The sequence below is a fragment of the Streptomyces cucumeris genome (genome assembly GCF_024295805.1).
GTDB lineage: Bacteria > Actinomycetota > Actinomycetes > Streptomycetales > Streptomycetaceae > Streptomyces > Streptomyces cucumeris.
This window is the reverse complement of sequence record NZ_JANCLX010000006.1, coordinates 349265-372747: the sequence shown is the minus strand read 5'-3', so window position 1 is coordinate 372747 and position 23483 is coordinate 349265. Positions and strand designations below refer to the sequence as shown.

21 protein-coding genes are annotated in these 23483 nt (G+C 73.1%); 8 read left to right on the top strand and 13 right to left on the bottom strand.

Annotated features, from left to right (window positions below; translation table 11 throughout):
• Positions 1 to 36 precede the first annotated feature (36 nt).
• Positions 37 to 1005, top strand: a complete 969-nt coding sequence (locus tag NMK44_RS12365) for a hypothetical protein (RefSeq protein ID WP_254741676.1) — start codon at positions 37 to 39, stop codon at positions 1003 to 1005.
• An 18-nt stretch (positions 1006 to 1023) separates the two neighbouring features.
• Here the strand turns inward: NMK44_RS12365 and NMK44_RS12360 are convergent, their stop codons facing one another.
• The 3 genes from NMK44_RS12360 to NMK44_RS12350 form a co-directional block, all read right to left on the bottom strand.
• Positions 1024 to 1602 (bottom strand): hypothetical protein, encoded by a 579-nt coding sequence (locus tag NMK44_RS12360; RefSeq protein ID WP_254741673.1) that lies wholly within the window; start codon positions 1600 to 1602, stop codon positions 1024 to 1026.
• 83 nt (positions 1603 to 1685) lie between these two features.
• A complete protein-coding gene (locus NMK44_RS12355; RefSeq protein WP_254741670.1) occupies positions 1686 to 2243 on the bottom strand; it encodes a hypothetical protein in 558 nt (185 codons plus the stop codon).
• An 81-nt stretch (positions 2244 to 2324) separates the two neighbouring features.
• Positions 2325 to 3536: an ANTAR domain-containing protein gene (locus tag NMK44_RS12350; RefSeq protein ID WP_254741667.1), complete on the bottom strand. Its 1212-nt coding sequence runs from the start codon at positions 3534 to 3536 to the stop codon at positions 2325 to 2327.
• Positions 3537 to 3830: 294 nt separating this feature from the next.
• Between NMK44_RS12350 and NMK44_RS12345 the strand changes: the two genes are divergently transcribed.
• Entirely contained in the window at positions 3831 to 4778 is a 948-nt protein-coding gene (locus NMK44_RS12345; protein ID WP_254741664.1) for a GlxA family transcriptional regulator, read from the top strand.
• A 100-nt stretch (positions 4779 to 4878) separates the two neighbouring features.
• The gene (locus NMK44_RS12340; protein WP_254741661.1) at positions 4879 to 5511 is read left to right on the top strand and encodes a DJ-1/PfpI family protein; all 633 of its coding nucleotides are present in this window, start codon (positions 4879 to 4881) and stop codon (positions 5509 to 5511) included.
• Between the two features lie 62 nt (positions 5512 to 5573).
• On the opposite strand, the gene NMK44_RS12335 is transcribed toward NMK44_RS12340, so the two are convergent.
• The 4 genes from NMK44_RS12335 to NMK44_RS12320 all read right to left on the bottom strand — a co-directional run bounded on the left by NMK44_RS12335 (position 5574) and on the right by NMK44_RS12320 (position 11086).
• Entirely contained in the window at positions 5574 to 7070 is a 1497-nt protein-coding gene (locus NMK44_RS12335; RefSeq protein ID WP_254741658.1) for an aldehyde dehydrogenase family protein, read from the bottom strand.
• Between the two features lie 114 nt (positions 7071 to 7184).
• Positions 7185 to 7718 (bottom strand): hypothetical protein, encoded by a 534-nt coding sequence (locus NMK44_RS12330; protein WP_254741655.1) that lies wholly within the window; start codon positions 7716 to 7718, stop codon positions 7185 to 7187.
• Positions 7719 to 7733: 15 nt separating this feature from the next.
• On the bottom strand, positions 7734 to 9656 hold the full coding sequence (locus NMK44_RS12325) for a primary-amine oxidase (RefSeq protein ID WP_254741652.1): 1923 nt from the start codon (positions 9654 to 9656) through the stop codon (positions 7734 to 7736).
• Positions 9653 to 11086: an APC family permease gene (locus tag NMK44_RS12320; protein WP_254741649.1), complete on the bottom strand. Its 1434-nt coding sequence runs from the start codon at positions 11084 to 11086 to the stop codon at positions 9653 to 9655. The genes NMK44_RS12325 and NMK44_RS12320 overlap by 4 nt, the downstream gene beginning before the upstream one ends.
• Before the next feature lie 364 nt (positions 11087 to 11450).
• Here NMK44_RS12320 and NMK44_RS12315 point away from each other — a divergent pair, with 364 nt between their 5' ends.
• A complete protein-coding gene (locus tag NMK44_RS12315) occupies positions 11451 to 12968 on the top strand; it encodes an APC family permease (protein WP_254741646.1) in 1518 nt (505 codons plus the stop codon).
• A complete protein-coding gene (locus NMK44_RS12310) occupies positions 12965 to 13738 on the top strand; it encodes an IclR family transcriptional regulator (RefSeq protein ID WP_254741643.1) in 774 nt (257 codons plus the stop codon). Before NMK44_RS12315 ends, NMK44_RS12310 begins: the two co-directional genes overlap by 4 nt.
• A gap of 31 nt (positions 13739 to 13769) precedes the next feature.
• Here the strand turns inward: NMK44_RS12310 and NMK44_RS12305 are convergent, their stop codons facing one another.
• Positions 13770 to 14630, bottom strand: a complete 861-nt coding sequence (locus NMK44_RS12305) for a LuxR C-terminal-related transcriptional regulator (protein WP_254741640.1) — start codon at positions 14628 to 14630, stop codon at positions 13770 to 13772.
• A 266-nt stretch (positions 14631 to 14896) separates the two neighbouring features.
• Here NMK44_RS12305 and NMK44_RS12300 point away from each other — a divergent pair, with 266 nt between their 5' ends.
• A complete protein-coding gene (locus NMK44_RS12300) occupies positions 14897 to 16033 on the top strand; it encodes a DNA alkylation repair protein (protein ID WP_254741637.1) in 1137 nt (378 codons plus the stop codon).
• Positions 16034 to 16100: 67 nt separating this feature from the next.
• Here NMK44_RS12300 and NMK44_RS12295 read toward each other — a convergent pair whose 3' ends face one another.
• The 3 genes from NMK44_RS12295 to NMK44_RS12285 all read right to left on the bottom strand — a co-directional run bounded on the left by NMK44_RS12295 (position 16101) and on the right by NMK44_RS12285 (position 19464).
• Complete coding sequence (locus NMK44_RS12295) at positions 16101 to 17423, bottom strand: MFS transporter (RefSeq protein ID WP_254741634.1); 1323 nt, start codon at positions 17421 to 17423, stop codon at positions 16101 to 16103.
• A 3-nt stretch (positions 17424 to 17426) separates the two neighbouring features.
• Positions 17427 to 18794: an NAD(P)/FAD-dependent oxidoreductase gene (locus NMK44_RS12290; RefSeq protein ID WP_254741631.1), complete on the bottom strand. Its 1368-nt coding sequence runs from the start codon at positions 18792 to 18794 to the stop codon at positions 17427 to 17429.
• 82 nt (positions 18795 to 18876) lie between these two features.
• Positions 18877 to 19464, bottom strand: a complete 588-nt coding sequence (locus tag NMK44_RS12285; protein ID WP_254741628.1) for a helix-turn-helix domain-containing protein — start codon at positions 19462 to 19464, stop codon at positions 18877 to 18879.
• Between the two features lie 136 nt (positions 19465 to 19600).
• On the opposite strand from NMK44_RS12285, the gene NMK44_RS12280 reads away from it, so the two are divergent.
• Complete coding sequence (locus NMK44_RS12280) at positions 19601 to 21109, top strand: cryptochrome/photolyase family protein (protein WP_254741625.1); 1509 nt, start codon at positions 19601 to 19603, stop codon at positions 21107 to 21109.
• Between the two features lie 77 nt (positions 21110 to 21186).
• Positions 21187 to 21828 (top strand): SRPBCC domain-containing protein, encoded by a 642-nt coding sequence (locus tag NMK44_RS12275; RefSeq protein WP_254741622.1) that lies wholly within the window; start codon positions 21187 to 21189, stop codon positions 21826 to 21828.
• 89 nt (positions 21829 to 21917) lie between these two features.
• Here the strand turns inward: NMK44_RS12275 and NMK44_RS12270 are convergent, their stop codons facing one another.
• The gene (locus tag NMK44_RS12270; protein WP_254741619.1) at positions 21918 to 22121 is read right to left on the bottom strand and encodes an MbtH family protein; all 204 of its coding nucleotides are present in this window, start codon (positions 22119 to 22121) and stop codon (positions 21918 to 21920) included.
• A 77-nt stretch (positions 22122 to 22198) separates the two neighbouring features.
• Positions 22199 to 23476, bottom strand: a complete 1278-nt coding sequence (locus tag NMK44_RS12265) for an MFS transporter (protein ID WP_254741616.1) — start codon at positions 23474 to 23476, stop codon at positions 22199 to 22201.
• Positions 23477 to 23483 lie beyond the last annotated feature (7 nt).

Genomic DNA, 23483 nt, shown 5'->3' with positions numbered 1-23483 from the left:
CGGTGCGGTACGGGGGCGCCGGTGAAGCTCGACAGCGTGGCGAAGCCCCTGTCGCCCGCGCTCTCCGGCCGTTTCTTCCTCGTCTCGACCCTCCCCACCGCCGCGGGCACCGTGTTCGTCCTGGTGCTGGTGTGGGCGGGCGCCCCCGATCCGGTGCGGTTCGAGCGGGCCTGGCGGACGGCGGCCGGGCTGAAGGCGGGCGAGCTGCTGCTGCTCGTGCTGGGGGTGACCCTCGTCGGCGTCATCACCATGCCGCTGCAACTCTCCCTGGTGCGCTGGCTGGAAGGGTACTGGCCGCGCTGGCTCGCCTGGCCCGCCGCCTGGTGCACGGCGCTGCAGCGGCGGCGCCGTGGTCCGCTCGGCTGGCCGCACGGCAACGCGGTGCCGACCGCCGCCCTCGTACAGCGCGAGGGCGAGCGCGGCGCCTGGCAGCGCAGCCGCTTCCCGGTGGAGGACCATCTGTTGCGTCCCACCGGGCTCGGCAACGCGCTCACGGCGGCCGAGCGCCGCGCCGGACGGCTCTACGGCCTGGACGCGGTGGTGGTGTGGACCCGGCTGGAGCCGGTGCTGAGCGACCGGATGCGCGCCGCGGTGGCCGAGGGTCGTGACGCGCTGGACGCGGCGGCCCGGTTCTGTGTCACCGCGGCCGCCGTCGTTCCCCTCGCGGTGGCGCTGCTGTGGCGGTCGCACGGGTGGCTGCTGCTGGCACTGGCCCCGGCCGTCATCTGCTGGGCCGCCTACGCGGCCGCGGTGCACGCGGCGGTGGCGTACGGCGAGGTGCTGGCGGTCGCCTTCGATCTGCACCGCTTCGATCTGCTGACGGCGCTCCACCTGCCGCTGCCGGACGACCGCGCGGCTGAACGCGTGGCCAACGCCGAGCTCAGCAGGTTGTGGCGGCAGGGCGCGGGAAGCCCGGTCGCGATGCGCTACGACCACCCTCCGCGGCTCGCCGAACCGGCCCCGCAGCCCGTGGTGCCGCCCCCCGCTTCCGGGTCCGGACCCTGAACCCTCCTGCGGCCGGGCTCAGTTGAGGAGCGCGGCGAGCGCGGCGGCGCCGCCGAGGACCGCCACGAAGGACACCACCACGGCACCGATACCCCTGCCGAGCACGGTGCGCACCGCCCTGAGCGGGCGCCCCTCCACGGCACGGCGCCGGGCCAGCCGGGCCAGCAGTGTGCCGGGGACGACCAGCGCCGCGATCAGCCCCCACCACACCAGATAGACCTCCGGCGCCGCCACCGCCCCGGCGGGCAGCGCCGCCAGTCCGGTCAGCGCCACGGGACCGGCGGACACGGCGGCCCCCAGCAGCGGTGGCCACCACCACGCGTCCTCCCGGCTCATCCGCGCGCCCACCCGCCGCGCACACCACAGCGAGGGCAGGACGAGCGCCACGGTGAGGGCCAGCGCGAGCAGGAAGGCGCACGGCACGAAGAGCGGCAGTACGAAGAGGGCGAGGGCGGGACTGTCGGCCTCGGGAGCGGGATGGGTCATGCCCCACAGCCACAGGAGTTCGGCCAGGAACGCCATACCGACGACCAGGCCCGTCGTGGCCACCGCGATCACCGACCGCCGTGTGGCACCGTCACTCTTCACCTCGGTCACCCCCGTCACCCCCGCCTTCGGCATCCTGCCACGGCCGCCGAGCGGGTCCGCGCACGGGCCGGATTCCGAGAGCGGGAGGGGGATCAGGCGGACGCCGCCTCGGGGTGGGGCGCCGGGGCATCGCCGTGGGAGACCAGCGCCGAGACGGCGCGGGCGTGCAGGGAGTCCAGGACGGCCAGTTGGCCTCCCGCCGCGTCCAGCAGTTCCGCGAGACGGCCGGTCTCCAGACGGGAGTCGTGCACGGCCGCCGCGAGCAGGGTGCGCCACAGCAGCGCCTTGCCCTCCACCCCCAGCCGCATCGCCTCCAGTTCCAGCACGGTGTTCAGCCCGGAGCGGCGGCGGGTGCGGCCCCGGGGCCGCAGCCGGGTGAGCCGCTCACCCGCCCACGCCCCGTAGACCTTGTAGCGGCGGGTCGGTACGTCGAGCGCGGCCATGCACCACAGCAGGGCCTTGCGGTCACGCGCGACCTCCGCCCGGAGCCGGGTCAGCTCACCGCTGTACGCCGAGTGCCGGTGGTCACGGACCAGCCGGCGGGCGAGCCCGACCCCGGCCGTGGCACCGGCCAGATGGTCATTGAGGTAGATCTGGAGCATCCGCGGCGCGGAGGCGCTGCCGGAGCGGGCGAGGGCCGGTACCGCCATGATCGTCCTCCTGAACGCCGGGGCCCCGAGGGACCCGTTCACGCCAGGGGTACCCGGCCGGGCCGCCCGTCAAGGCCGTCCTCACCCGTGCGGGGGGCCGGAGGCGGCGGACGGCGTACCGCGGTCGCGACGGGCCCGCTGGTGCAGGTGTTCGAGGGCGTCACGCAGGACCGTCTGCTCGTGCCACTCCAGCCAGGCGCCCCCCTGCGCGGCGAGCTGGGCGAGGATCCGCTCCTCACCCGCCGCGAGGCTCCGGCCGGTCTCCGTCACATGCAGGGAGAACACCCCGACGACCTGGCCCGAACCGCCGGTCATCGGGAAGCTGTGCACGGTGCGCGAGCCCGTGGCGAGGACGATGTCCCGGGCCTCGGCGGAGAACACCCGGTCGGTGGCGATGTCCGACACCACGGGACGGGCCCGCTCGGCCGCCAGGGCGCAGGGTGTCTCCCCCTCGCCGACCACCGCGAAGTAGTCGATGAACTCCTGGTCGAAGCCGTGGTGCTGTTCCATCCGCAGCCGCCGTGCCGGGTCGACGAGTTGGAGGTCCCCCATGCCCGAACCCACCGTCTCCAGCGCCTGGTGCAGGACCCGTTTCACCACCGCGCCGCGGTTGGCGCCCGCGTTGTCCATCTCCGGCAGCAGCGGCAGCGGGGGAGCCGGGCGGCGCACCCGGCCCGGGAACCACCACGCGCTGCCGGGTGCCGGGCGCGGTACGGCCACGAGCGCCGCCGCCAGGGTGCGCAGCTTCACGTTGTGCGCCTGTGAGCTCTCCTTCAGAAGGGTGAACGCCGTCTCGGGGCCGGCCAGCCGGTAGCGCTCCAGCAGGATGCCCTGCGCCTGGGCGATCAGCGGATGCGAGCGGAGCTTCCCGCGCAGATCCGCGGTCTCGCGGCGGAGCCGCTCCAGTTCGGTCTCCCGGGCCGCGGCCGCCGCCCGCTCCGTCCCCGGGGCCGTACCGCTCCCGGGGGCGGCAGCGGCCCGCTGAGCCTCCGTCACGGTGGGGAACAGCCCCACCCCGGTGCCGACCAGCGTCAGCCGCAGCAGCCGTGCGACGGCCTCGGGAGCGGCCGCCAGGTACAGCGTGCCGCCCAGCGTCCGTAACGAGCGCACGCAGTCCAGCAGTCCGCGCATACCGTCCGCCGTGACCGTACGCACCCGGGACAGGTCCACGACGACCGCCCCGGTCCGCCCCTCCAGTGCGGCCCGCAGGATCGCGGCGAACAGCGGATGGTCCGGCCGGTCCACGGCGCCGTCCGGGCGCACCGGTCTCTCGGGATCACGTTTCCGGTCCATCTCCGCCTCAACTCCCCTGGGGTTTCTCAAGGGGACGCCGCCCCGGGATTCGCCCTACCTTGGTCGGGCCGGACGGCGGCAGTCAACGGGGGCCCCGGGCGTCCGGACGCCGGGTGGACGCGGACCCGGAGCGCGTTCCCCTTCTGGTGGAGCGGGTGTGCGGAAGGGGCGCGCGGCCGCCGTCCGCGCTCCGTTGTGGCGATGATCATGAGACGCCGGGCACCGACGGGCATGGCAGAAAAGGTGGGAAGTCCGTCATTGCTGCCACCGTTCCCAGCGGCCAGCATGGAACCCATGGAACGGTGCACCGTGCTCATCGTGCTCTTCGACGGCGTCCAGAGCCTGGATTTCACCGGCCCGCTGGAGGTCTTCACGGGCGCGGCCTCGGCGGTCCCCGGCGCGTACGACATCAGGACCGGCAGCCTCGACGGCTCACCGGTGCGCACCTCCAGTGGGCTGACGGTCGTGCCGGACCTCGCGCTGCGCGGCGCCACCGCCCCGCACACCCTGATCGTCCCGGGCGGTGAGGGCACCCGGGCGATGGATCCCGGCGTTGTCGAGTGGCTGCGTGAGACCGCCCCGGCGGCACTCCGTCTGGTGTCGGTGTGCACCGGCGCCTATGCGCTGGCCGCGGCCGGACTGCTGGACGGACGCCGGGTGACGACCCATTGGGCGCTGTGCGAGGGGCTGGCGGAGCGGTTCCCGGCCGTGGAGGTGGACCCCGATCCCATCTTCATCCGCGACGGGACGGTGTCCACCTCCGCCGGGGTCACCAGCGGTATCGACCTCGCGCTCGCCCTCGTGGAGGAGGACCTCGGCCGCGAGGTGGCCCTCACCATCGCCCGCTATCTGGTGGTCTTCCTCCGCCGCCCCGGCAGTCAGCGGCAGTTCAGCGTCCAGCTCGCGGCGCAGAGCGCCCAGCGCCGTCCGCTGCGCGACATCCAGCAGTACATCGCCGAACACCCGGGTGCGGATCTGTCCGTCACCGCGCTGGCCGAGCGGGCGAACCTGTCGCCCCGCCACTTCGCCCGCGCCTTCCGGGACGAGATCGGCACCTCGCCCGGCCGCTATGTGGACCAGACGCGGCTGGAAGCGGCGCGGCGGCTGCTGGAGGACACCGACGACGGGATCGAGGAGGTGTCCCGCGCCTGCGGCTACGGCACACCCGAGGCCATGCGCCGTGCCTTCGTCCGTGACCTGGGCGCGGCCCCCGCCGAGTACCGGCGCCGTTTCCACCCCTGAGGAGGCGTTTCCCGGGCGTCCCGCGCCCCGCGACGCGCTCCCCGCCATCCCGCCCGGCGGTCCACCGCCAGGCGTCATCACACCGACCGAGAGGCATCTCGTGCAGATCGCGATCCTGCTCTACGAACACTTCACCGCGCTCGACGCCATCGGCCCGTACGACACGCTCGCCTCACTGCCCGGCACCGAGACGGTGTTCGTGGCCGAGCGCCGGGGCCCGGTGGGCAATGACAGCGGCGGCCTCCAGCTCGTGGCCGGGGCCACCCTGGAGGAGGTGACACGGCCCGACGTCGTCCTCGTGCCCGGCGGCCCGTTCCCGGGCGAGCAGCAGAAGAACCCCGCGGTGCTCGAATGGCTGCGGGCCGTGGACGCCACCACGACCTGGACGACCTCGGTGTGCACCGGATCGCTGATCCTCGGCTCGGCCGGGCTGCTCACCGGCCGCCGCGCCACCACCCACTGGACCGTCATGGACGGGCTCGCGGAGCTGGGGGCGGAAGCCGTGGACGAACGCTATGTGTTCGACGGCAAGTACGTCACCGCGGCGGGGGTCTCGGCCGGGATCGACATGGCCCTGGCCCTGGCCGGGCGGCTCGCCGGGGACACTGCCGCCCAGACCGTCCAGCTCATGCTCCAGTACGACCCGCAGCCGCCGTACGACAGCGGTTCACCGGACAAGGCCCCGGCGGAACTGACCGCCCGGATGCGCCGGGAGTTCGCCGGGCTGGGCTGACCTCCGGACCGGGGACGGCGGGTGCCGGGGGACCCGCCGTCCCCAGGGGGACGACCCCGCCGTCAGAGCTGTACGTTGACCGCCTTGACCTGGGTGTAGAGGTCGATCGCGCCCTCGCCGAGCTCCCGGCCCCAGCCGGACTGCTTGTAGCCGCCGAAGGGCATCGCGGTGTCGAAGGCGTTGTAGGTGTTGACCCAGACCGTCCCGGCCTTGAGCTGCCGGGCGACCCGGTGGGCCCGTGAGAGGTCACGGGTCCACACCCCGGCCGCGAGACCGAAGTCGGTGTCATTGGCCTGTGCCGCCACGCCCTCCGCGGCGCTGAAGGGCTGGGCGACCACCACCGGTCCGAAGATCTCCTCGCGCACCACGCTCGCCTCGGGCCGTACGTCCACCAGGACGGTCGGCTGGACGTAGAAGCCGGTGTCGCCGTGGCGGCCACCGCCGGTCAGCGCGCGGGCGCCGTCGGCCAGCCCCTGCCGCAGATAGCCGGTGACCCGGTCCAGCTGTTCCTGGTCGATCAGCGGGCCGACCTGGGTGTCCGGATCCAGGCCCGGACCGAGCACCGCCTGTCCGGCGAAGTCCGCGACGGCCTGGGTGAACTCCTCGAAGATGGTGTCCTCCACGAAGAGCCGGGTGCCCGCCACACAGCACTGCCCGTGGTTGAACAGCCAGGCGTTGGCCGACCCGGGCACCGCCGCGTCCAGATCCGCGTCGGCGAAGACGATGTTGGGGCTCTTGCCACCGAGTTCCAGGGAGACCTTCTTGAGGTTGCCCCGCGCCGCGTCCACGATCTTCTTGCCGACCTCGGTGGAACCGGTGAAGGCCACCTTGTCCACCCCGTCGTGGGCGGCGAGGGCGGCACCCGCCTCGCCGTATCCGGTGAGGATGTTGAACACGCCCGGCGGCAGGCCGATTTCCTGGATGACCTCACCGAGCAGCAGGGCGGTCAGCGGGGTCTGCTCGGCGGGCTTGAGGATGACGGTGTTGCCGGTGGCCAGGGCCGGGGCCACCTTGAACGCGGCCATCAGCAGCGGGAAGTTCCACGGGATGATCTGCCCGCACACCCCCACCGGCTCGCGGAGCGTGTAGGCGTGCCACTGCGCGTCCGGCACCCAGGGCACCGAGACGGGGATCGTCCTGCCCTCCACCTTGGTGGCCCAGCCCGCGTAGTAGTGGAAGATGTCCGCCGCCCAGGTGACGTCCACCGCCTGGGCGACCCCCGCCGACTTGCCGTTGTCGAGCGACTCGAGCTGGGCGAACTCCGCGGCGCGCTTCAGCAGCCGGTCACCGATCCGCCAGACGAGGCGCTGACGCTCGGACGGGGTGATCCGGCTCCAGGGGCCCTCGAAGGCGCGGCGGGCGGCGGCAACGGCCCGGTCGACGTCCTCGGCGGTGGCGAGGGCCACCTCGGTGAGCTTCCGTCCGGTGGCCGGGTCGTGGGTGGCGAAGGTGGCGCCGGCCGCGGCGTCCACCCACTCCCCGTCGATCAGCAGTTTCCGGTCGCCCGCGAGGAAGTCGCGCACGGCGGGGGAGACGACACTGTCCAGTGTGGTGGTCATGGTTCGTCCTTCTCTCGGAGGGTGAGGAGCTGTCGGAGGGTGGGGAGGTGCCGGAGGGGTGGGATTCGGAGGGTGGGATACGGAGGGGTGTTGCCGGGGCACGGTCCGCACGGCTCACGGGAGCATCAGGCCGAGGGCGCCCGCGGTGGCGAGAGCGCCGAGCCCGGCCCGTCCCCGCCGGATCCGGACGCGGCGCAGCAGGGCCATGCGGGCCGCGGCCCACAGCGCGATCAGTACGAGGGCGGTCAGGGTGAGGCCAGGGCCTCCGCCGTACCGGGACACGGCGGTGACGCCCCGGCCGGCCCCGGCGCCGGAGTGGGCATGTGCCACCGCGGCGGTGGTGCCACCGCCGGCCGCACCGCGCCAGTGCAGGAAGGACAGCGCCGCCATGGCGAGCAGATCGAGTGCCACCGGCAGCCGGACCCGCGGTGGTTCGGCCTCCGTCAGCGCGGTCCAGCCGGTGGCGGCGGCCAGGACGGGACACCAGAGCGCGGGCCCGAGGGGATCGGCCGCCCCGGGCAGGGCCATGGCCACCATGGCGGCGGCCATGACCAGATGGGGTACCCAGCGGCGCGGTGGCCGTGTCCGGTGAGCCGCCAGACAGCAGCCGCTGCCGAGCAGTCCGAGCAGCGCCGCGAGCGCCATCACCGGAAAGCCGCCCCCTCAGCCCTTGCCGTGGCAGTGGCCACCGGTGCCCGGTGGTACGTCCAGGGTGGGGTTGCGGTCGAAGAAGCCGACCGGTTTCAGGGTGAAGCCGGCGTAGTCCACCGGCATCACCGGCCAGTCCTCGGGGCGCGGGAAGTGGGTGAGGCCGAAGGTGTGCCACACCACGATGTCCTCGCCGTCCACCGCGCGGTCGGCCGCCGTCCACGCGGGCAGTCCGGCGCCGCCGGGGTGCTGGTTGACGAAGTCGCCCGCCGGATAGCGCTCATCGGGGTGGTAGGGGGTGACCCACAGATGCCGGGTGGCGAAGGCCGCGCGGCCGCGGATGACCGAGGAGTCGTCGGCCAGCAGTGTGGGACCGCCCTCGGGGTGGAGGGCGTAGCCGGTGGGGCGGCCGAACCGGTTGGTCCGCTCCGGGTTGACGATGTGCCAGGTGCGGGCCCTGGAACCGTCGGCCGAGCGCTGGGCGAGCGATTCCCGGGTGAGCCGGGTGCGCTGTTCGGCGAAGGCGTTGCCGTACGGGTTGTCCGGTCCGACCGGCACCCGCACCGCGTCCACCTCGTCGACCGCGTTGCGCGGACCGTCGACCATCATGTCCAGCCGGGCGGAGAACAGGTGCTGGTGGTAGGGGGCGCCCAGACCGGGGGCGATCTCGCTGGCGAACCGGTGGCCCTCCTCCGGGTAGGCGGAGGTGAACACCACCCCGGTGGCCTTGGTCTCGCACTGGAGGGTGCCGTCGAGGTAGAGGTACCAGTAGAAGCCGTAGTCGTAGTTGCCGATGGTGGTGAAGAACGAGATCACCATCCGTCGCTGGCGGCGGGTTTCATGGGAGCCCGCGAACATGTCGCTGTGCTTCCACAGGACGCCGTAGTCCTCCTCGTGCAGACAGATGGCGTTACGGATCACGGAGGGTTCACCGAAGTCGTCGGCGATCACCACATCGGCGTAGGTGATCTCTCCGAGGCAGTCGCAGCCCAGCTCGAGCGAGTTGGTGTAGCGGGCGAACATGTACTCGCCGCAGTCGAAGTAGTTCTGCCAGAAGCGCACCGGGGAGGGATCGGCGTAGGGGACCACCATCTCGGCCACGGACGCCCGGTAGACCACCGGCCGTTCGTCGAAGGCGATCTGGTGCAGGGTCAGCCCCTCGCGTTCGTTGAAGCCGATCCGCAGGCTCCAGTTCTCCCAGCGCAGTTCATTGCCCTCGAGGGTGAAACCGGGCCCCTCCGGCTGGGTGATCTCGATCGGCCGCAGCGTGGTGCGGTACGGACCGGTCTGCTCGGGGTCGTCGAAGTTGCCGGGCTCGGCCGGGACCGGGTGGTTGCGGTGGTCGACGACCCGGAGCACCTCGCGGCGGGTGAGGTCCACGAAGGCCACCAGACCGTCCACCGGATGGGCCCACGGGTGGTCCCTGTCGTGCAGCTGCTGGAAACCCAGCGCACGGACGATCCGGCGGCCCGCCTCGGCGGGGTAGTCGTCGTACGCCCCCGCCGACAGTGGGACGGTGCGCACCGAACCGGGGTCGAGATCACGGCGCTTGAGGGCCGAGCACCACTCCTCACTGCCCAGCAGCACCTCTTCCACCAGGTCGAACTCGGTGTCGGTGATGGGGAGCTGGCCGGTCACCGCCGGATCCAGCTCGGTGTCCCGGTCCACCGCGGACCGGGTGGCCGAGACGATGACGTCACGGGAGCCGCCGGTGGCCAGGTCCAGCAACAGGGTCCGGAAGCGGCGGTCGACCGGCGCACCGGGGGTGTGGGCCAGCACCACGGCCTTCTCCGGCTCCTCCAGTGCGCAGAACGCCATGCGGACGCTCCCGGTGAGCAGTCCGGCGCCGGTCAGCACCTCCTTGACGGTACGGATCTCCTCCTCGGTGACCATGTCCAGCGGATGGGCGGCGGTGGCCGCGAGGGGCGCGGTGCTCATGCCAGTTCCTCCAGTTCACGGTGGGGCGGGTCGGGCGGTTCCGGATGGTGTCCGGTGGTGCGGGCGGCGCCGTGCCGGAGCTTCGCGAGCACCACACCGGCGGCGAAGAAGGTGGCGAGCACCGCCTCGATGGCCACGGCGAGTCCGGTGGAACCACCGATCAGCAGCGGGAAGTTCGACACGGTCAGCACCAGAGCGCCGCACAGTCCTGCCAGACCCAGCAGCGGGGCGATCAGGGTATGCCAGGGGCGGATGTCCGCCCGGGTGCGCCGGAAGAACACGATCACCGCGAGACAGGTGAGCGACATCAGCACCAGCACCCCCAGCGTGGCGGTCCCGGCCATCCACGCGAACACCTCGCTGACCGGGTCGAGACCGGCCGCCGCGAACACCCCCAGCAGGACCAGGGCGGCGGCGCTCTGCGTCAGCGACGCCCGGTACGGCGAGCCGTGGCGGGGGTGGCAGTGGCCCCAGGCGGGGGGCAGGGCCGAGGACCGCCCCAGCGAGAACACATAGCGCGCCACCACATTGTGGAACGACAGCAGCGCCGCGAACAGACTGGTCACCAGCAGGATCCGGACCAGATCGCCGCCCGTGCCGCCGAGGTAGCGGGTCACCGAGGCGATCAGCATGCCCGCCGGATCGGAACCCGCCTCGGCCACCGCCTTCCGCTCGCCCCAGGCGGACACCAGCGCCCAGGACGACAGCGCGTAGAAGCCGCCGATCAGCAGCAGGGCGAGATAGGTGGCGCGCGGGACGGTCCGTTCGGGGTCGCGGGCCTCGTCCCGGAAGACGGCGGTGGCCTCGAAGCCCAGGAAGCTGGCGATGGCGAACATGATCCCGATGCCGGGCGATCCCGAGCCGATCTCCGAGGGGTGCAGCGGTGCGGTGGACAGTCCGGAATCCCCGCCCCGGACGGTCACCACCAGGTCGAAGACCAGCACGATGCCGACCTCGCACACCAGCAGCACCCCCAGCACCCTGCTGGACAGCTCGATATGCCGGTAGCCGAGCACCGCCACCAGACCGAGCGCGGCGAACGCGTACAGCGGCCAGGGCAGTCCGGGGCCGCCGTAGTGCACCACCAGGTCCCGCAGCGTGGCGCCGAAGTAGCCGTACACCGCGAGCTGGACGGCGGTGTACGCGGCCAGCGCCAGGAAGGCCGAGCCCAGCCCGGTCACCCGCCCCAGCCCCCGCTGGACGTAGGCGTAGAAGGCGCCCGCGTGCGGTACGTGGCGGGTCATGGCGCAGAAGCCCACCGCGAACAGGGTGAGGATCGCGCAGCACACCACGAACGTGGCGGGGAACCCCGCCCCGTTGCCGAGTGCGATGCCCACCGGGACCGCCCCGGCGATGACGGTGAGCGGGGCCGCCGCGGCCACCACCATGAAGACGACCGACCGGACTCCCAGCGAGCCGGTGAGTGTCAATGTTCTCCCCGCGTCCATGGATCCTCCCAGGGATCTGGTCGAGGCGGATGGCGATGGGCACCGACGTTCGCGGGGCCGTCACCGGACGGTCAAGGCTCGATCTCCCGGCCGGGAAATCCCGGACCGCCGCTCTCGCGCCACCGGGGAATGCGCCGGGCGCGCATTCTCATAACCCGGGAATCGCGCACCGGGAATTCTCATTCGGTCCGGGCGGTGGGACCGCGCGCCACCGTGCGTTACCTTGTTCGCCACGAAGGACCGCGCGGACACAATTCCCGGCCGCCTTCCGCGAGGATTCCAGGCGGCCCGGTCCCCAGCACACGGGAGGAGCCCGATGCGGCCCGGCGAGCGGAGTGGGCCCCCGGTGGAGGAGCGGCCGGGTCCGCCGCGTACCGCCGGGTACGTGGCCCTGGCCGAGGCCGCCACCCGTGAGCCGCACCGGCTGCGGGCCCGGTCCCCGGTGCACGGGCTGGCCCGGCGGCGGCTGGATCCGCTCCAGGTGCTCGCCCAGTCGGTGTCCGGCGCGGCCCCGACCGCCGCCATGGCCGCGACCCCCGCGATCGTGGCCTCCCTGGCCGGGTCCGCCACCCTCTGGTCGTTCGCCGTCGCCACCGTCGTGGCCCTGCTCGTCGGCTCATGCGTCGGCCAGTTCACCCGGCGGATGGCCGCGGCGGGGTCGCTGTACAGCCTCACCGCCAAGGGCCTGGGCCCCACCGCCGCCTTCACCAGCGGCTGTGCGCTGCTGGTCGGCTATGGCGCGCTGACCATGGCCGCCCTCAGCGGTTCGGCCAACTACCTCGGCATCCTGCTCGCCCGTACCGGGGTCGGCACGGGCCGTACCGCCCCCGTCTTCATCACCCTCCTGCTGGTGCTCGCCGCCGCCGCGACCGCCCTGCTGGTGCTCGGGATCCGGCTGGCCGCGCGGGTGATGCTGCTGCTCGAGGCGGTCTCGATCACCCTGATGCTGGCGATCTTCGGAACGCTGCTGGCCCGCCACGGACTCCCGGACGATCTGCACGCCCTCGGTCTGGCCCGCCCCGACCTCGGCGCCACGGCCGCCGGGGTGCTGCCCGCGCTCGCCGCCTTCATCGGCTTCGAGGCGGCCGCGGCCCTCGGGGTCGAGGCCCGCCGCCCGTTCCGCACCGTGCCGCGCGCCGTGCAATGGACGGCCGGCGCCTCCGGGCTGCTCCTGCTGCTCGCCGCCTCCGCCCAGCAGCTCGGCCTCGACCAGGTCCCCGGCGGGCTCGCGGGGCAGCGGGAACCGGTGGAGACCCTGGCCACCGCCCAGCGGCTGCCCTGGCTCTCGGTGCTGCTGGAGGGCGGGATCGCGCTGTCCTTCTTCGCCGCCGCGCTGGCCAGCGCCACCGCCCTGGTCCGGGTGCTGTTCTCGATGGGCCGGGAGGGCATCGCGCCCCGCGCCCTCGGGGCCGCCCACCCCCGGCACCGTACGCCGCACCTCGCCATCGCCGTCGCCCTGCCACCGCTGGCCGCCGTGCCCGTGGCGCTGCGGCTCGCGGGCGTGGACGCGAGCCGTGCGCTGCCGGCCCTGCTCAACACCTCCGCCTTCGGCTATCTCGTGGCCTATCTGCTGATCTGTCTCGCGGCCCCCGTCTTCCTGCACCGCATCGGCGAACTCACCGTCGTCCCGGTGCTGGTCACGGCGGTCTGCGCACCGGTGCTGATGGTGGTCCTGGGCGCCTTCGTCACCACCCGGTCCGGCTGGGCCCTGGTGGCGATCGGCGCGGTCCCGGCCGCCGGTGCGCTGTGGTTCGGCTGGCTGCGGCTGCGCCGCCCCCGGCAGCTCGCGGGGGTGGGGATCTACGACGAGACCAGCGCCGCCGATCTGCTCCACGGCCCGGCCGCCCCGCGGGAGCGCGGATGAGTCCGCCGAGGGAGCCCGCCGCCCTGCCCGGACGCCAGCCGCGGGCGGTGCGCAACGCGTTCGCCGTACTGGAGGAGGTGATCGCGATCGGGCCGGGGGCGACCGCGAAGGAGATCTCGCACGCCATCGGACTGCCCTCGGCGACCACCTACCGGCTGCTCAATCTGCTGGTCGCCGAGGAGTACCTGGTCCGGCTGCCGGGCCTGGGCGGTTTCGCGCTCGGCCGCCGGGCCGCCCGGCTGTGCGTCCCCGTCGCCCCGCGGCTGCCGACCGCCGCCCGCGCCGTGCTCGACCACCTCCGGGAGGTGATCCGCTGGGGCGTGCACCTGGCCGACCTCACCACCGGGCGGATCGTGCTGACCGATCCCGACCCCGACCACCCGCCGTCCGAGGAAGCCCTGCTGGCCCGCCATCCGCACGCCTCCGCACTGGGCAAACTGCTGCTCGCCGAGGACACCGGGGCCGCCGGGTACGACACCGACGGCCTCGCCCTCCCCGAACCGCGCCGGTTCACCCGGCACACCATCACCGACCGGGCCGGGCTGACCGCCGAGCTCAAGGAGGTGTCCGCCGGCCAACTCGCGCGGAGTTGCGGTGAACTGCGTCCGGACCGTGGCTGTCTCGCCGTCCCGGTACGCCATCCCGCCACCGGCGCCCTGGTCGCGGGGCTCGCCCTGTCCGGTCCGCCGGCACGGGTGGCCCAGCCCAACCGTGAGCTGATCGCCGTCCTGCGGGAGCACGCCGACCGGCTGGCCCCGCTGCTCGCCTGAGAACCGGCCGTCAGGGGCGCGGGCCCCGCCGCTACGGGAGCAGGCCCCGGCGGCGGGCGGTGACCACGGCCTCGAAACGGGTCCGGGCGTCCAGTTTGCGCATGGCGCCGCGCAGATACGCCTTGACGGTCTCGGGGCGCAGCGAGAGCCGGCCGGCGGCCTCGGCGTTGGTGCAGCCCAGCGCGATCTGGGCGAGGACATCGAGCTCCCGGGGGGAGAGCGAGACCTCCGGTTGCGGAGTGGCGGAGCCGAGTCCGGCCAGCCGCCGGGAGGCGGCACAGAGCCGGGCGCGCAGCGCCTCGTCCCCCACGGCCTGGGCGATCAGCCGCAGTTCGGCGTGGAGTTCACGGACCTCCTCGGCCCTGAACCGCTCCTCGGGGGTGGCGGGTTCGCATTCCGCCGCGCGCTGCAGGCGCAGCCGCCGGTCCACCTCGTCCCGTACCGCGAGCTCCCCGGCGAGCTGCCGCGAGACATCGACCACCGTGTCCGTGGTCCGGTCGCCGAGGGAGGTGACGGTACGGCTGGCGCCGTACAGCACCCCGCGCACCGTCCCGGTGACCACGACGGGGACGGCGACCACGGACCGGATGCCCTCCGCGGACACCGGGCCGTCGTAGTCATGGGTGATCGACCGGGCGGCCTCGTAGTCGGCCACCGAGGCGGGCCGCGCACTGGCCAGGACCCGGCCGCCCAGACCGGCCGCGGATCTGATGCCGAGCCCGCGCAGCGCCGCCGTCCGCACCCCGGCGAACTGGGACAGCCGCAGGACGCCCTCGCACACCTGGCCGCCGAAGACGACCGGGAGCCGTGAGCGCTTCTGGACCGACCGGAGCGCCTGCCGGAAGGCGTCCCCGTCGTCGGGCCGCAGGGAGGTGTCGGTACTCGATTGCATTGCCACTGCCCCTTTCCGGGGGTAGTCGGCTCCGTGCGTATCGCGCAGCATAAGACGGCGAAACGCCCCGGCAAAAGGACCTGTGCCGGAAAAGAAAGGGACCGGTGGTCCGCTTTCGGTTCTCCGGACGGCCGCGCACGGAATTCCCGTGCGCGTGAACTCGCCCGCGCGGGGCGCCCGATGCCCGCTGTTAAAGTGAATCCCGCGGTTCTCCGGTGCACACTCCCGGAGGCCGCCCGATCGCACCGATGACAGGGGGATGCTCCGTGCCGACCGCGGACGAACTGCTGGGGGCCGGCGTGGTGGCGGATCTCGCCGCCCGGATGGAGGCGGTGGCCCCGGGGCGGCCGCTCACCGCCGTCCGGGCCACGGTGGCCGCGCTGGACGGACTGGGGCTGCGGCAGCGCAGCGACCTCGTCCGCGACGCCCTGCTCACCGATCTGCCGGGCGACTACCCGGAGCTGGCCGGGCGGGTGCGGGCCGCGCTCGGCGACGAGGGCTTCACCGGCTGGCTGATCTGGCCGGTGAGCGAGGCCGTGGCGGCGCGGGCGCTGGAGCACCTGGCGGAGCGTCCGGCGGCCCCGGGGGATGTCTTCGAGGACGCGCTCGGGCTGCTGGCCGCGCTCACACCCCGACTGACCTGCGAATACGCCATCCGGCGACTGCTGAACGCCGATCCGGACCGGGCCATGGCGGTGATAGCGGAGTGGACTGCCCACCCCGATGAGCATGTGCGGCGGCTCGCCAGCGAGGGCACCCGGCCGCGGCTGCCCTGGGCGGTCCGGGTGCCCGTGCTCTTCGCCCGGCCCGAGGCCACCCTGCCGCTGCTCCACGCGCTGTACCGGGACCCCTCGGAGTATGTGCGGCGCTCGGTGGCCAACCACCTCAACGACATCAGCCACGACCGGCCGGAGCTGGCCGTGGAGACCGCCGCCGCCTGGGCCGCGGCACCCGGCGCCGAAACGCCCCGGGTGATCCGGCACGCCCTGCGCACGGTGGTGAAGCGCGGCGATCCGCGCGCCCTGGCGCTGCTGGGCTTCGAACCCGTCACCACACTGGCCGTCTCCGGTCCCACGGTGGCCGAGCCGGTCGTCCGGGTCGGTGGGGAACTGCGCTTCGGCTTCACTCTGGAGAACACCGGCACCGCACCCCTGCGGCTGGCCATCGACTACCTCGTCCACTACCGCAAGGCCAACGGCAGCACCGCCCCGAAGGTGTACAAGCTGACCACGACCACCCTGGAGCCGGGGCAGACGGAGACCCTGAGCCGGGTGCGCTCCTTCCGGCAGATCAGTACCCGGGTGTTCCACCCCGGGGAGCACACGGTGGAGCTCCAGATCAACGGGGAGCCGTGCGGCTCGGCCCCGTTCGAGCTGGTGATGTCCGCCCCCGGAGCGGGCTGAGCAGCGCTCGCGTACGGAGCCCGCAGCGGTGGCACCGCTGCGGGCTCCGGTCGTTCCGTGACGGCGGTCAGTCGTGGACCGTCCGTGCCCGTGCCAGCAGGGCCACCGAGCAGATCAGGGACACCACCACCAGCACCATCTGGTAGATCACCACCGGCACGATCGAGCCGCCCGAGGAGCGCAGCAGCCACTCGCCGACCAGCGGTGCCGTACCGCCGATGAGCGCCGAACACAGTTGGTAGGACAGCGAGATACCGGTGTAGCGCACCGCGATGGGGAACGCGGCGGCCAGCAGCCCGGCCAGGATCGCGTAGTTCATCGCGCCGGTGACCCCCAGCAGACAGATGCCCAGCCCCGCCAGCACCGCGTCCGAGGTCGAGACACAGGCGTACATCACCGGTACCAGGAAGAAGTTGAGGCCCAGCAGGGTGGCCACGGTCCGGCGCGGACCGAAGCGCTCGGCCAGCACCACCCCGAAGGGCTGGACGAAGAACTGCACCACGCTGTAGACGAGCAGCACATTGAGCATGGTCGAGCGGTCCATGCCCAGATCGCCGGTGGCCCACGACAGGATGAACGTGGTGATGAAGTATGTGGCGGCGATGCCGATCGAGCTGGCGAGCACACCGAGCACGAGGGTTCCGGGGTGTCCGGTGACCAGGTCCCGCAGCGGGACCCGCGCCACCCGCTTCTCCTCGCGCAGCCGGGAGAACTCCGGGGACTCCTCGACCTTCAGCCGCACCGCGAGGCCGATCACCACCATCACGGCGGAGAACAGGAACGGGATGCGCCAGCCCCAGGCGTCGAACGACTCGTCCGGAAGCTGGGTGAGCAGCGCGAACATCCCGGTGGCCAGGATCGATCCGGCGGGTGAGCCCTGCTGGGCGAAGGCGCCGAAGGACAACGCCCGCCCCTTGGGCGCATGTTCACTGGCGATGAGCACCGCGCCGCCCCATTCGCCGCCGACCGCGATGCCCTGGAGCATGCGCAGCACCACCAGCGCCGCGGGCGCGGCCACCCCGACCTCGTCGTAGCCGGGCAGCAGTCCGATGAGGGTGGTGGCGATGCCCATCATCAGCAAGGTGGTGACCAGCGTTTTCTTACGGCCGATACGGTCACCGAGGTGTCCGAAGAGCAGACCGCCGATCGGCCGGGCGAGGAACCCCAGCCACAGGGTGCCGAATGCCTCCAGCGCGCCGGTCGTACCACCGCCGCCACCGAAGAAGACATCGCCGAGGACGAGTGCGGAGGCGGTGGAGTAGATGTAGAAGTCGTACCACTCGACGGTGGTGCCGATGAAGGAGGCGAGACCCGCCCGACGGGCGGCCCGCGTACGGTCGGCGGCCCCGGACTCACCCGTGGCCTCGGCGGTGGCGGTGATGTGGTTCATGGGTCAGCGTCCAGATATCCGGTCGGCGAGCAGGGCGATGGGGGAGGTGGTGGTCCGGCCGGCGGCCTCGATCCGGTCCGCCGCGCGATAGGCGGCGTACATCCCGTGCACCCCGAGCCAGCGCAGCGGCTCCGGTTCCCACTTGCGGGTGCGGTGGCCTACCCAGGGCAGTGCGGTGAGCTCGGTGGAGCGGCCCAGCAGCAGATCGCACAGGGTGCGTCCGGCCAGATTGGTGGCGGCCACCCCGTGGCCGACATAGCCGCCGGCGGAGCCCAGCCCGGTGGCCGGGTCGAAGTCGATCGAGGCGCACCAGTCGCGGGGCACGGCCAGCACCCCCGACCAGGTGTGGTCGATGGCGGTGTCCGCGGTGTCCGGGAAGAGGGAGGTCAGGATCGAGCGCAGGGCCCGCACGGTGTCCGCCGAGGTCTGCCCGCTCCGGTCGGTGCGTGAGCCGAAACGGTACGGCACACCCCGGCCGCCGATCGCGATCCGCCCGTCGGGGGTGCGCTGCCCATAGGTGTACGCGTGGGTGGCGTCGCTCAGCAGTTCCTGCCCCTCCCAGCCGAGCCGCTTCCACAGCCGGTCGGGGAGCGGTTCGGTGACGATCATCGAGGAGTTCATCGGCAGCCAGGTGCGCCGCTCGCCCTCCAGCGCACTGGTGAAGCCCTCGGTGGCGCGTACGATCCGGTCGGCGCGGACGGTGCCGAACGGTGTGCTGACCCGGCCGGGCGCGATCGCCGTCACCGGGGTGGACTCCAGGATCCGTACCCCGCGCGCCGCCACCGCCTCGGCCAGCCCGCGCACCAGCTTGGCCGGGTGCACCCGGGCGCAGTGCGGATTGTGGTAACCGGCCAGCGCCCCGTCCAGCCGGAGCCGCATCGTGACCTCCGGTGCGCTCAGCCACCTCAGGTCCGGCATTCCCCAGTGGCCCGCCTGCTCGTACACCGTCCGCAGCCGGGGCAGTTGGGCCGCCCCATGGGCGACGGTGAGATAGCCGCTGCGGACGATATCGGCCCCGATGCCCTCGGTCTCCGCCACCGCGATCACCTCGTCCACGGTCCGGACCATCTCCCGCTGGAGGGCGATCACGGCGTCGCGGCCCCGCCGCCTGGCGTAGGTGGCGGCGGATCCGGCGATCTTGCTGCTCAGCCAGCCCGCGTTCCGCCCCGACGCACCGAACCCGGCGAACTCCCGCTCCACGACGGTGATGTCGAGTTCGGGCGCGGCCCGCTTGAGGTAGTACGCGGTCCACAGCCCCGTGAAGCCCGCGCCCACCACGCACACATCGGTGGTGAGATCGCCGTCCAGCGGCGGCCGTCGTTCGGGGAAGCCGGTCTGGCGGTACCAGAAGGACACGTTTCCGTTCAGCACTGTGGCACTCAGCCAATCGTGTAGTCCGGCCGCTGGTCGGGCGGTCGTGGATGGCCCGGTTTCTCTGGTGGGTGCGGACGGGTCAGTAGCTGGGCGGGCTGATCACCCACAGCACCCGGGCTGCGGCGCCGGCCGTCTCGCACAGCCGGTGCGGTACGGCGGAGGAGTAGCGGATGCTGTCGCCGCCGCCGAGGGTGAAGGAGCGCTCGCCCAGGCAGAGTTTGACGGTGCCCTCGAGGACGTAGAGGAACTCCTCCGAGTCGCCGTGGCTGTACAGGGTCTCGCCCGTGGAACCACCGGCGTCGAACTCCCCGAGGAACACCTCGAGATGGTGCTGCGGCCCCGGGGTCAGCCGGAACTTGCGTCCGCCGAGCACCCCGAGGGCCAGCCGCGGCGCCTCGTCGGCCCGCAGCACGCTCGGCCCGCTGGTGAAGTCGTCGCCGAACAGATCGGCCACCTTGAGCCCGAGCGCGGCGGAGATCTGCTGGAGGGTGGCGATGCTGGGGTTGGCCTGACCGCGTTCTATCTGGCTCAGATAGCCCTCGCTGATCCCCGCGGACCCGGAGACGGCCCGGAGCGTCAGACGACGGGCCCGGCGCAGGGTGCGCAGCCGCTCGCCCACGGATTCGTCGTCGCCCCCGGACCGCTGGGCGGGGAGTTCGTGTTCCATGGCGGGCCACAGTAGAGACGGCTGAACGGCCAGCACAAGGGTCTGTGGCGAGAACTCAGAAATCTTTACTCGGCGTCCGGTGTCCGCCGCGGGCCGGTCCACGAAGACCGGCAGGACAGGGCCTAGCGTGAGCCGGATGGCACCCCGTGCGCACTGGCTCTTCGGCGACCAGCTCGGACCCCACTTCCTCGACCCCCGCCACCACGGCCCCGACCGCCGGGCCCCGGTGGTGATGATCGAGGCCCGCTCGGTGCTGCGCCGCCGCCGGTTCCACCGCGCCAAGGCCCATCTGCTGCTCTCCGCCATGCGCCACCGGGCGGCCGAACTCGGCGACCGGGTGGTCTACGTCCAGGCGGACACCTACCGGGAGGGGCTGGCCGAAGCCGTCGGGGAGGGCCCGGTCACCGTCTGCCACCCCACCTCCCGCCGCGCGCTGGAGCTGGTCCGCTCGCTCCCCGCCGTGGAGGTGCTGCCCGCCCGGGGTTTCCTGGTCGGCCAGGACGCGTTCGCGGACTGGGCGGCCGGGCACACCGGCGGCCGGACGCGGCTGGAGGACTTCTACCGCTGGGTGCGCACCGGACACGATCTGCTCATGGACGGCGACGAGCCCGCGGGCGGCCGCTGGAACCTCGACCACGACAACCGCGAACCGCCACCCCGTACCGCCCGGACCCTCGGCGCCCCCGGCCCCTGGCGGCCGGCCGAGGACGAGATCGACGAGCGGGTCCGCCATGACCTGGACCGCTGGGAACGCGACGGCACCGTGTCCTTCGTCGGCCGTGACGGACCCCGGGGGTTCCCGGCCACCCGGCGGGAGGCGCTGGCCTCGCTGCGCCACTTCATCACCCACCGGCTGCCCGGATTCGGACCGCACGAGGACGCGATGCTCGCGGCCGACCCCGTCATGAGCCACAGCCTGCTCTCCGCACCGCTCAACCTCGGACTGCTGCACCCCGCCGACTGCGTGGACCGTGCGGAGCGGGCCTGGCGGGACGGCGCCGCGCCCCTGAACAGCGTCGAGGGGTTCATCCGGCAGATCGCCGGATGGCGCGAGTACGTCTGGCACCTGTACTGGCACTTCGGCGAGGACTACCGGAGGCGCAACGCCCTCGGGCACACCGCGCCGCTGCCCGAGTGGTTCCTGGAGCTGGACGCCGACGCGCTGACCGCCCGCTGTCTGTCCACCGTGCTGGCCCAGGTCAGGGACACCGGATGGACCCATCACATCCCCCGGCTGATGGTGCTCGGCAGCCGCGCCCTCCAGGACGGCTGGGATCCGGCGGCCGTCACCGACTGGTTCCACCGCTGCTTCGTGGACGGGTACGACTGGGTGATGCTGCCCAACGTCGTCGGGATGTCGCAGTACGCCGACGGCGGGCTGATGACCACCAAGCCGTACACCTCCGGCGGTGCGTACATCAGCAGGATGAGCGATCTGTGCGGTCCGTGCGCCTACCGGCCCCAGGAGCGCACGGGGGAGCGGGCCTGCCCGTACACCACCGGCTACTGGGCCTTTCTGCACCGCCACCGGGAGCGGCTGTCCCACAACCACCGCATGGCCAGGGTGGTCGGCGGACTCGACCGGCTGGCGGATCTGCCTCAGGTGCTTCAGCGGGCGGCGGCGCGCGGCGACACGCCACCCTGAGTCCGGTGTGCTGCGGCTGTTGTCCACCGTGTGTTTCCGTGGTGCCCTGGACACCTCCGCCAGGCAGAGGACACCCCATGAGCGACAGCACCGATCCCTTCGCCACGGTCCACCGCGCGGTGGGCACCCGACAGCTCCCGTCCGGCGCGGCGGCCCGCACCGTCACCCTGCGGCGCGAGTACCCGGCACCGGTCGGGGAGGTCTGGGCGGCGTGCACCGACGCCGAGCGGCTGAGCCGCTGGTTCCTGCCGGTCACCGGCGACCTCCGGCCCGGCGGCAGCTACCGGCTCGAGGGCAACGCGGGGGGACGGATCCTGGAGTGCGAACCGCCCCGGCTGCTCAGGGTGAGCTGGATCTTCGGTGAGCCCGCGGACGAGGCGGAGGTCAGCGAGGTGGCGGTACGGCTCACGCCCGGGGGCGAGGACCGGACCGCGCTGGAGCTGGAACACCTGGCCACCGTCGACGCCGAGCGCTGGACCACCTACGGTCCGGGCGCCGTCGGTGTCGGCTGGGACCTCGGGCTGCTCGGCCTCGGACGCCATCTGCGCGGTGAGACCATCACCGATCCGGAGGCATGGGGCGTCTCGCCGGAGGCGCGTGACCTCATGACCCGCAGCAGCCGGGCGTGGGGCGAGGCCCACCGGGCCTCGGGCGCGACGTCGGACGAGGCGGACACGGCGATGCGCAACACCACCGCGTTCTACGTCCCCGGGAGCTGAGCTCCACCGCGGTCGGCCGGCCCGGGTGACACCGTGGCGAGGGGCCGGGCGCATCGCGCACCGGCCCCGTCGCCACCCGGACGCAACCGTCAGGAGGCCGCCTGTTCCATGCGCTCGCGCAGACTGCGCGGCCGCATATCGGTCCACACCTCGTCGACATGGGCCGAGCACTCCTCCTTGGTGCCCTCCTTGCCGACCGGGTGCCAGCCCTCGGGCACCTCGAGATCGGCGGGCCACAGCGAGTACTGGTCCTCGTCGTTGCGCAGCACCTGGTAGCGGGCGTTGTCGTCCATGGTGTTCTCTCCTCTTCCCGTTCCTTGTGGTCCACGGCGATTGACGCGCGTGGTGATGGCCTGTCGGACGTGCGGTGTCAACTGTCCCCGGGCGGCTCCTCCTCCGGGCGGTCCCGGGGCAGTCCGCGCAGGGTCGGACCCGCCGTGGTGAGGACCGCCGCGACGGTGATCCCCGCCGAACACACCAGGATCGCCCCGTCGCCCGGCAGGACCTCGGTGAGCAGACCGCCCAGCGCGGGTCCCGCCGCCCCGGCCGCGCCGCAGGCGAGCACCAGCACACTGGTCAGCCGCCCGCGCAGCGCATCGGGGGTGCGCAGCAACTGGTCCGTCATGATGGCGGTGTTGGCCGTCGGCGGGAACAGCGCCATCAGCGCGAACAGCACCCCGGTGAGATAGCCGTCGTGCACCAGCACGGCCAGCGGGGTGAGCAGGGCCAGCGCCCAGAACACCGCCACGATCGCCCGGTAGGGGCCGAGCCGGCGGTGCCACGCCGGGGCCACCAGCGCTCCCGCCAGTCCGCCCGCGCCCAGCATGGCCGCCATGACACCGACCTCCCCGGAGGGCACCCCGCGGGTCCCGGCGAGCACCACGACCACGATGTAGAAGGCGCTGAAGAACAGATTGAGCACGATGGCGCACAGCACGGTCACCCGGATCGGGCGCTCCCGCCACACCCACCGCAGTCCGTCCAGCACCTCCCGGCCCGGATGCGGCGCCGGGCCCGCGGGCCGCTCCCGCCGCGGCAGCCGCAGGAAGAGCAGGGCGGTGAAGGACACCGCGTGGGTGACGGCGTCCGCGAGGAACGGTACGAAGCGGCCCGCGGCGAAGAGGAAACCGCCGGTGGCGGTACCCGAGAGCTGGCCCATCGAGGCGCGGGCGGTGTTCATCGCCACGGCCGTGGGCAGTTGGGCATCGGTCACCAGCGCGGGCAGCGACGCGCTCTCGGCCGGTTCGAAGAGGGCCGCGCACGCCCCGAACACCGCGGCCACCACCACCATATGCGCCACGGTGGCCGTGTCCGTCCACACCGCGACCGCCAGAGTGACGGCGGACACCGTCTGCGCTCCCTCGCACACCAGCATGATGACCTTGCGGTCGTAGCGGTCGGCCAGCACCCCGGCGGGCAGCCCGGCCACCATCTGGGCGGCGGCGATGGTGCCCATGACGAGGCCGGAGGCGGCGCCGGAGCCGGTGAGCGCCAGCACCAGCAGCGGGAACGCGATCATCGTCGCGTGGAAACCGAACTCCGACAGCGCCTGACTGCCCCACAGCAGACGGTAGTCACGGTTGCGGGACAGCGGCGGCTCCGCCGCGATCCGCTCCCCGGCGGTGACGCCCGGCCCGTCCGGTGCCATGGCCCTC

Coding starts and splice junctions, on each gene's coding strand:
- NMK44_RS12355 (WP_254741670.1), bottom strand. CDS start 2,243: ATGGCGGTACCGGCCCTCGCCCGCTCCGGCAGCGCCTCCGCGCCGCGG.
- NMK44_RS12350 (WP_254741667.1), bottom strand. CDS start 3,536: ATGGACCGGAAACGTGATCCCGAGAGACCGGTGCGCCCGGACGGCGCC.
- NMK44_RS12345 (WP_254741664.1), top strand. CDS start 3,831: ATGGAACGGTGCACCGTGCTCATCGTGCTCTTCGACGGCGTCCAGAGC.
- NMK44_RS12335 (WP_254741658.1), bottom strand. CDS start 7,070: ATGACCACCACACTGGACAGTGTCGTCTCCCCCGCCGTGCGCGACTTC.
- NMK44_RS12325 (WP_254741652.1), bottom strand. CDS start 9,656: ATGAGCACCGCGCCCCTCGCGGCCACCGCCGCCCATCCGCTGGACATG.
- NMK44_RS12310 (WP_254741643.1), top strand. CDS start 12,965: ATGAGTCCGCCGAGGGAGCCCGCCGCCCTGCCCGGACGCCAGCCGCGG.
- NMK44_RS12305 (WP_254741640.1), bottom strand. CDS start 14,630: ATGCAATCGAGTACCGACACCTCCCTGCGGCCCGACGACGGGGACGCC.
- NMK44_RS12295 (WP_254741634.1), bottom strand. CDS start 17,423: ATGAACCACATCACCGCCACCGCCGAGGCCACGGGTGAGTCCGGGGCC.
- NMK44_RS12285 (WP_254741628.1), bottom strand. CDS start 19,464: ATGGAACACGAACTCCCCGCCCAGCGGTCCGGGGGCGACGACGAATCC.
- NMK44_RS12280 (WP_254741625.1), top strand. CDS start 19,601: ATGGCACCCCGTGCGCACTGGCTCTTCGGCGACCAGCTCGGACCCCAC.
- NMK44_RS12275 (WP_254741622.1), top strand. CDS start 21,187: ATGAGCGACAGCACCGATCCCTTCGCCACGGTCCACCGCGCGGTGGGC.
- NMK44_RS12270 (WP_254741619.1), bottom strand. CDS start 22,121: ATGGACGACAACGCCCGCTACCAGGTGCTGCGCAACGACGAGGACCAG.
- NMK44_RS12265 (WP_254741616.1), bottom strand. CDS start 23,476: ATGGCACCGGACGGGCCGGGCGTCACCGCCGGGGAGCGGATCGCGGCG.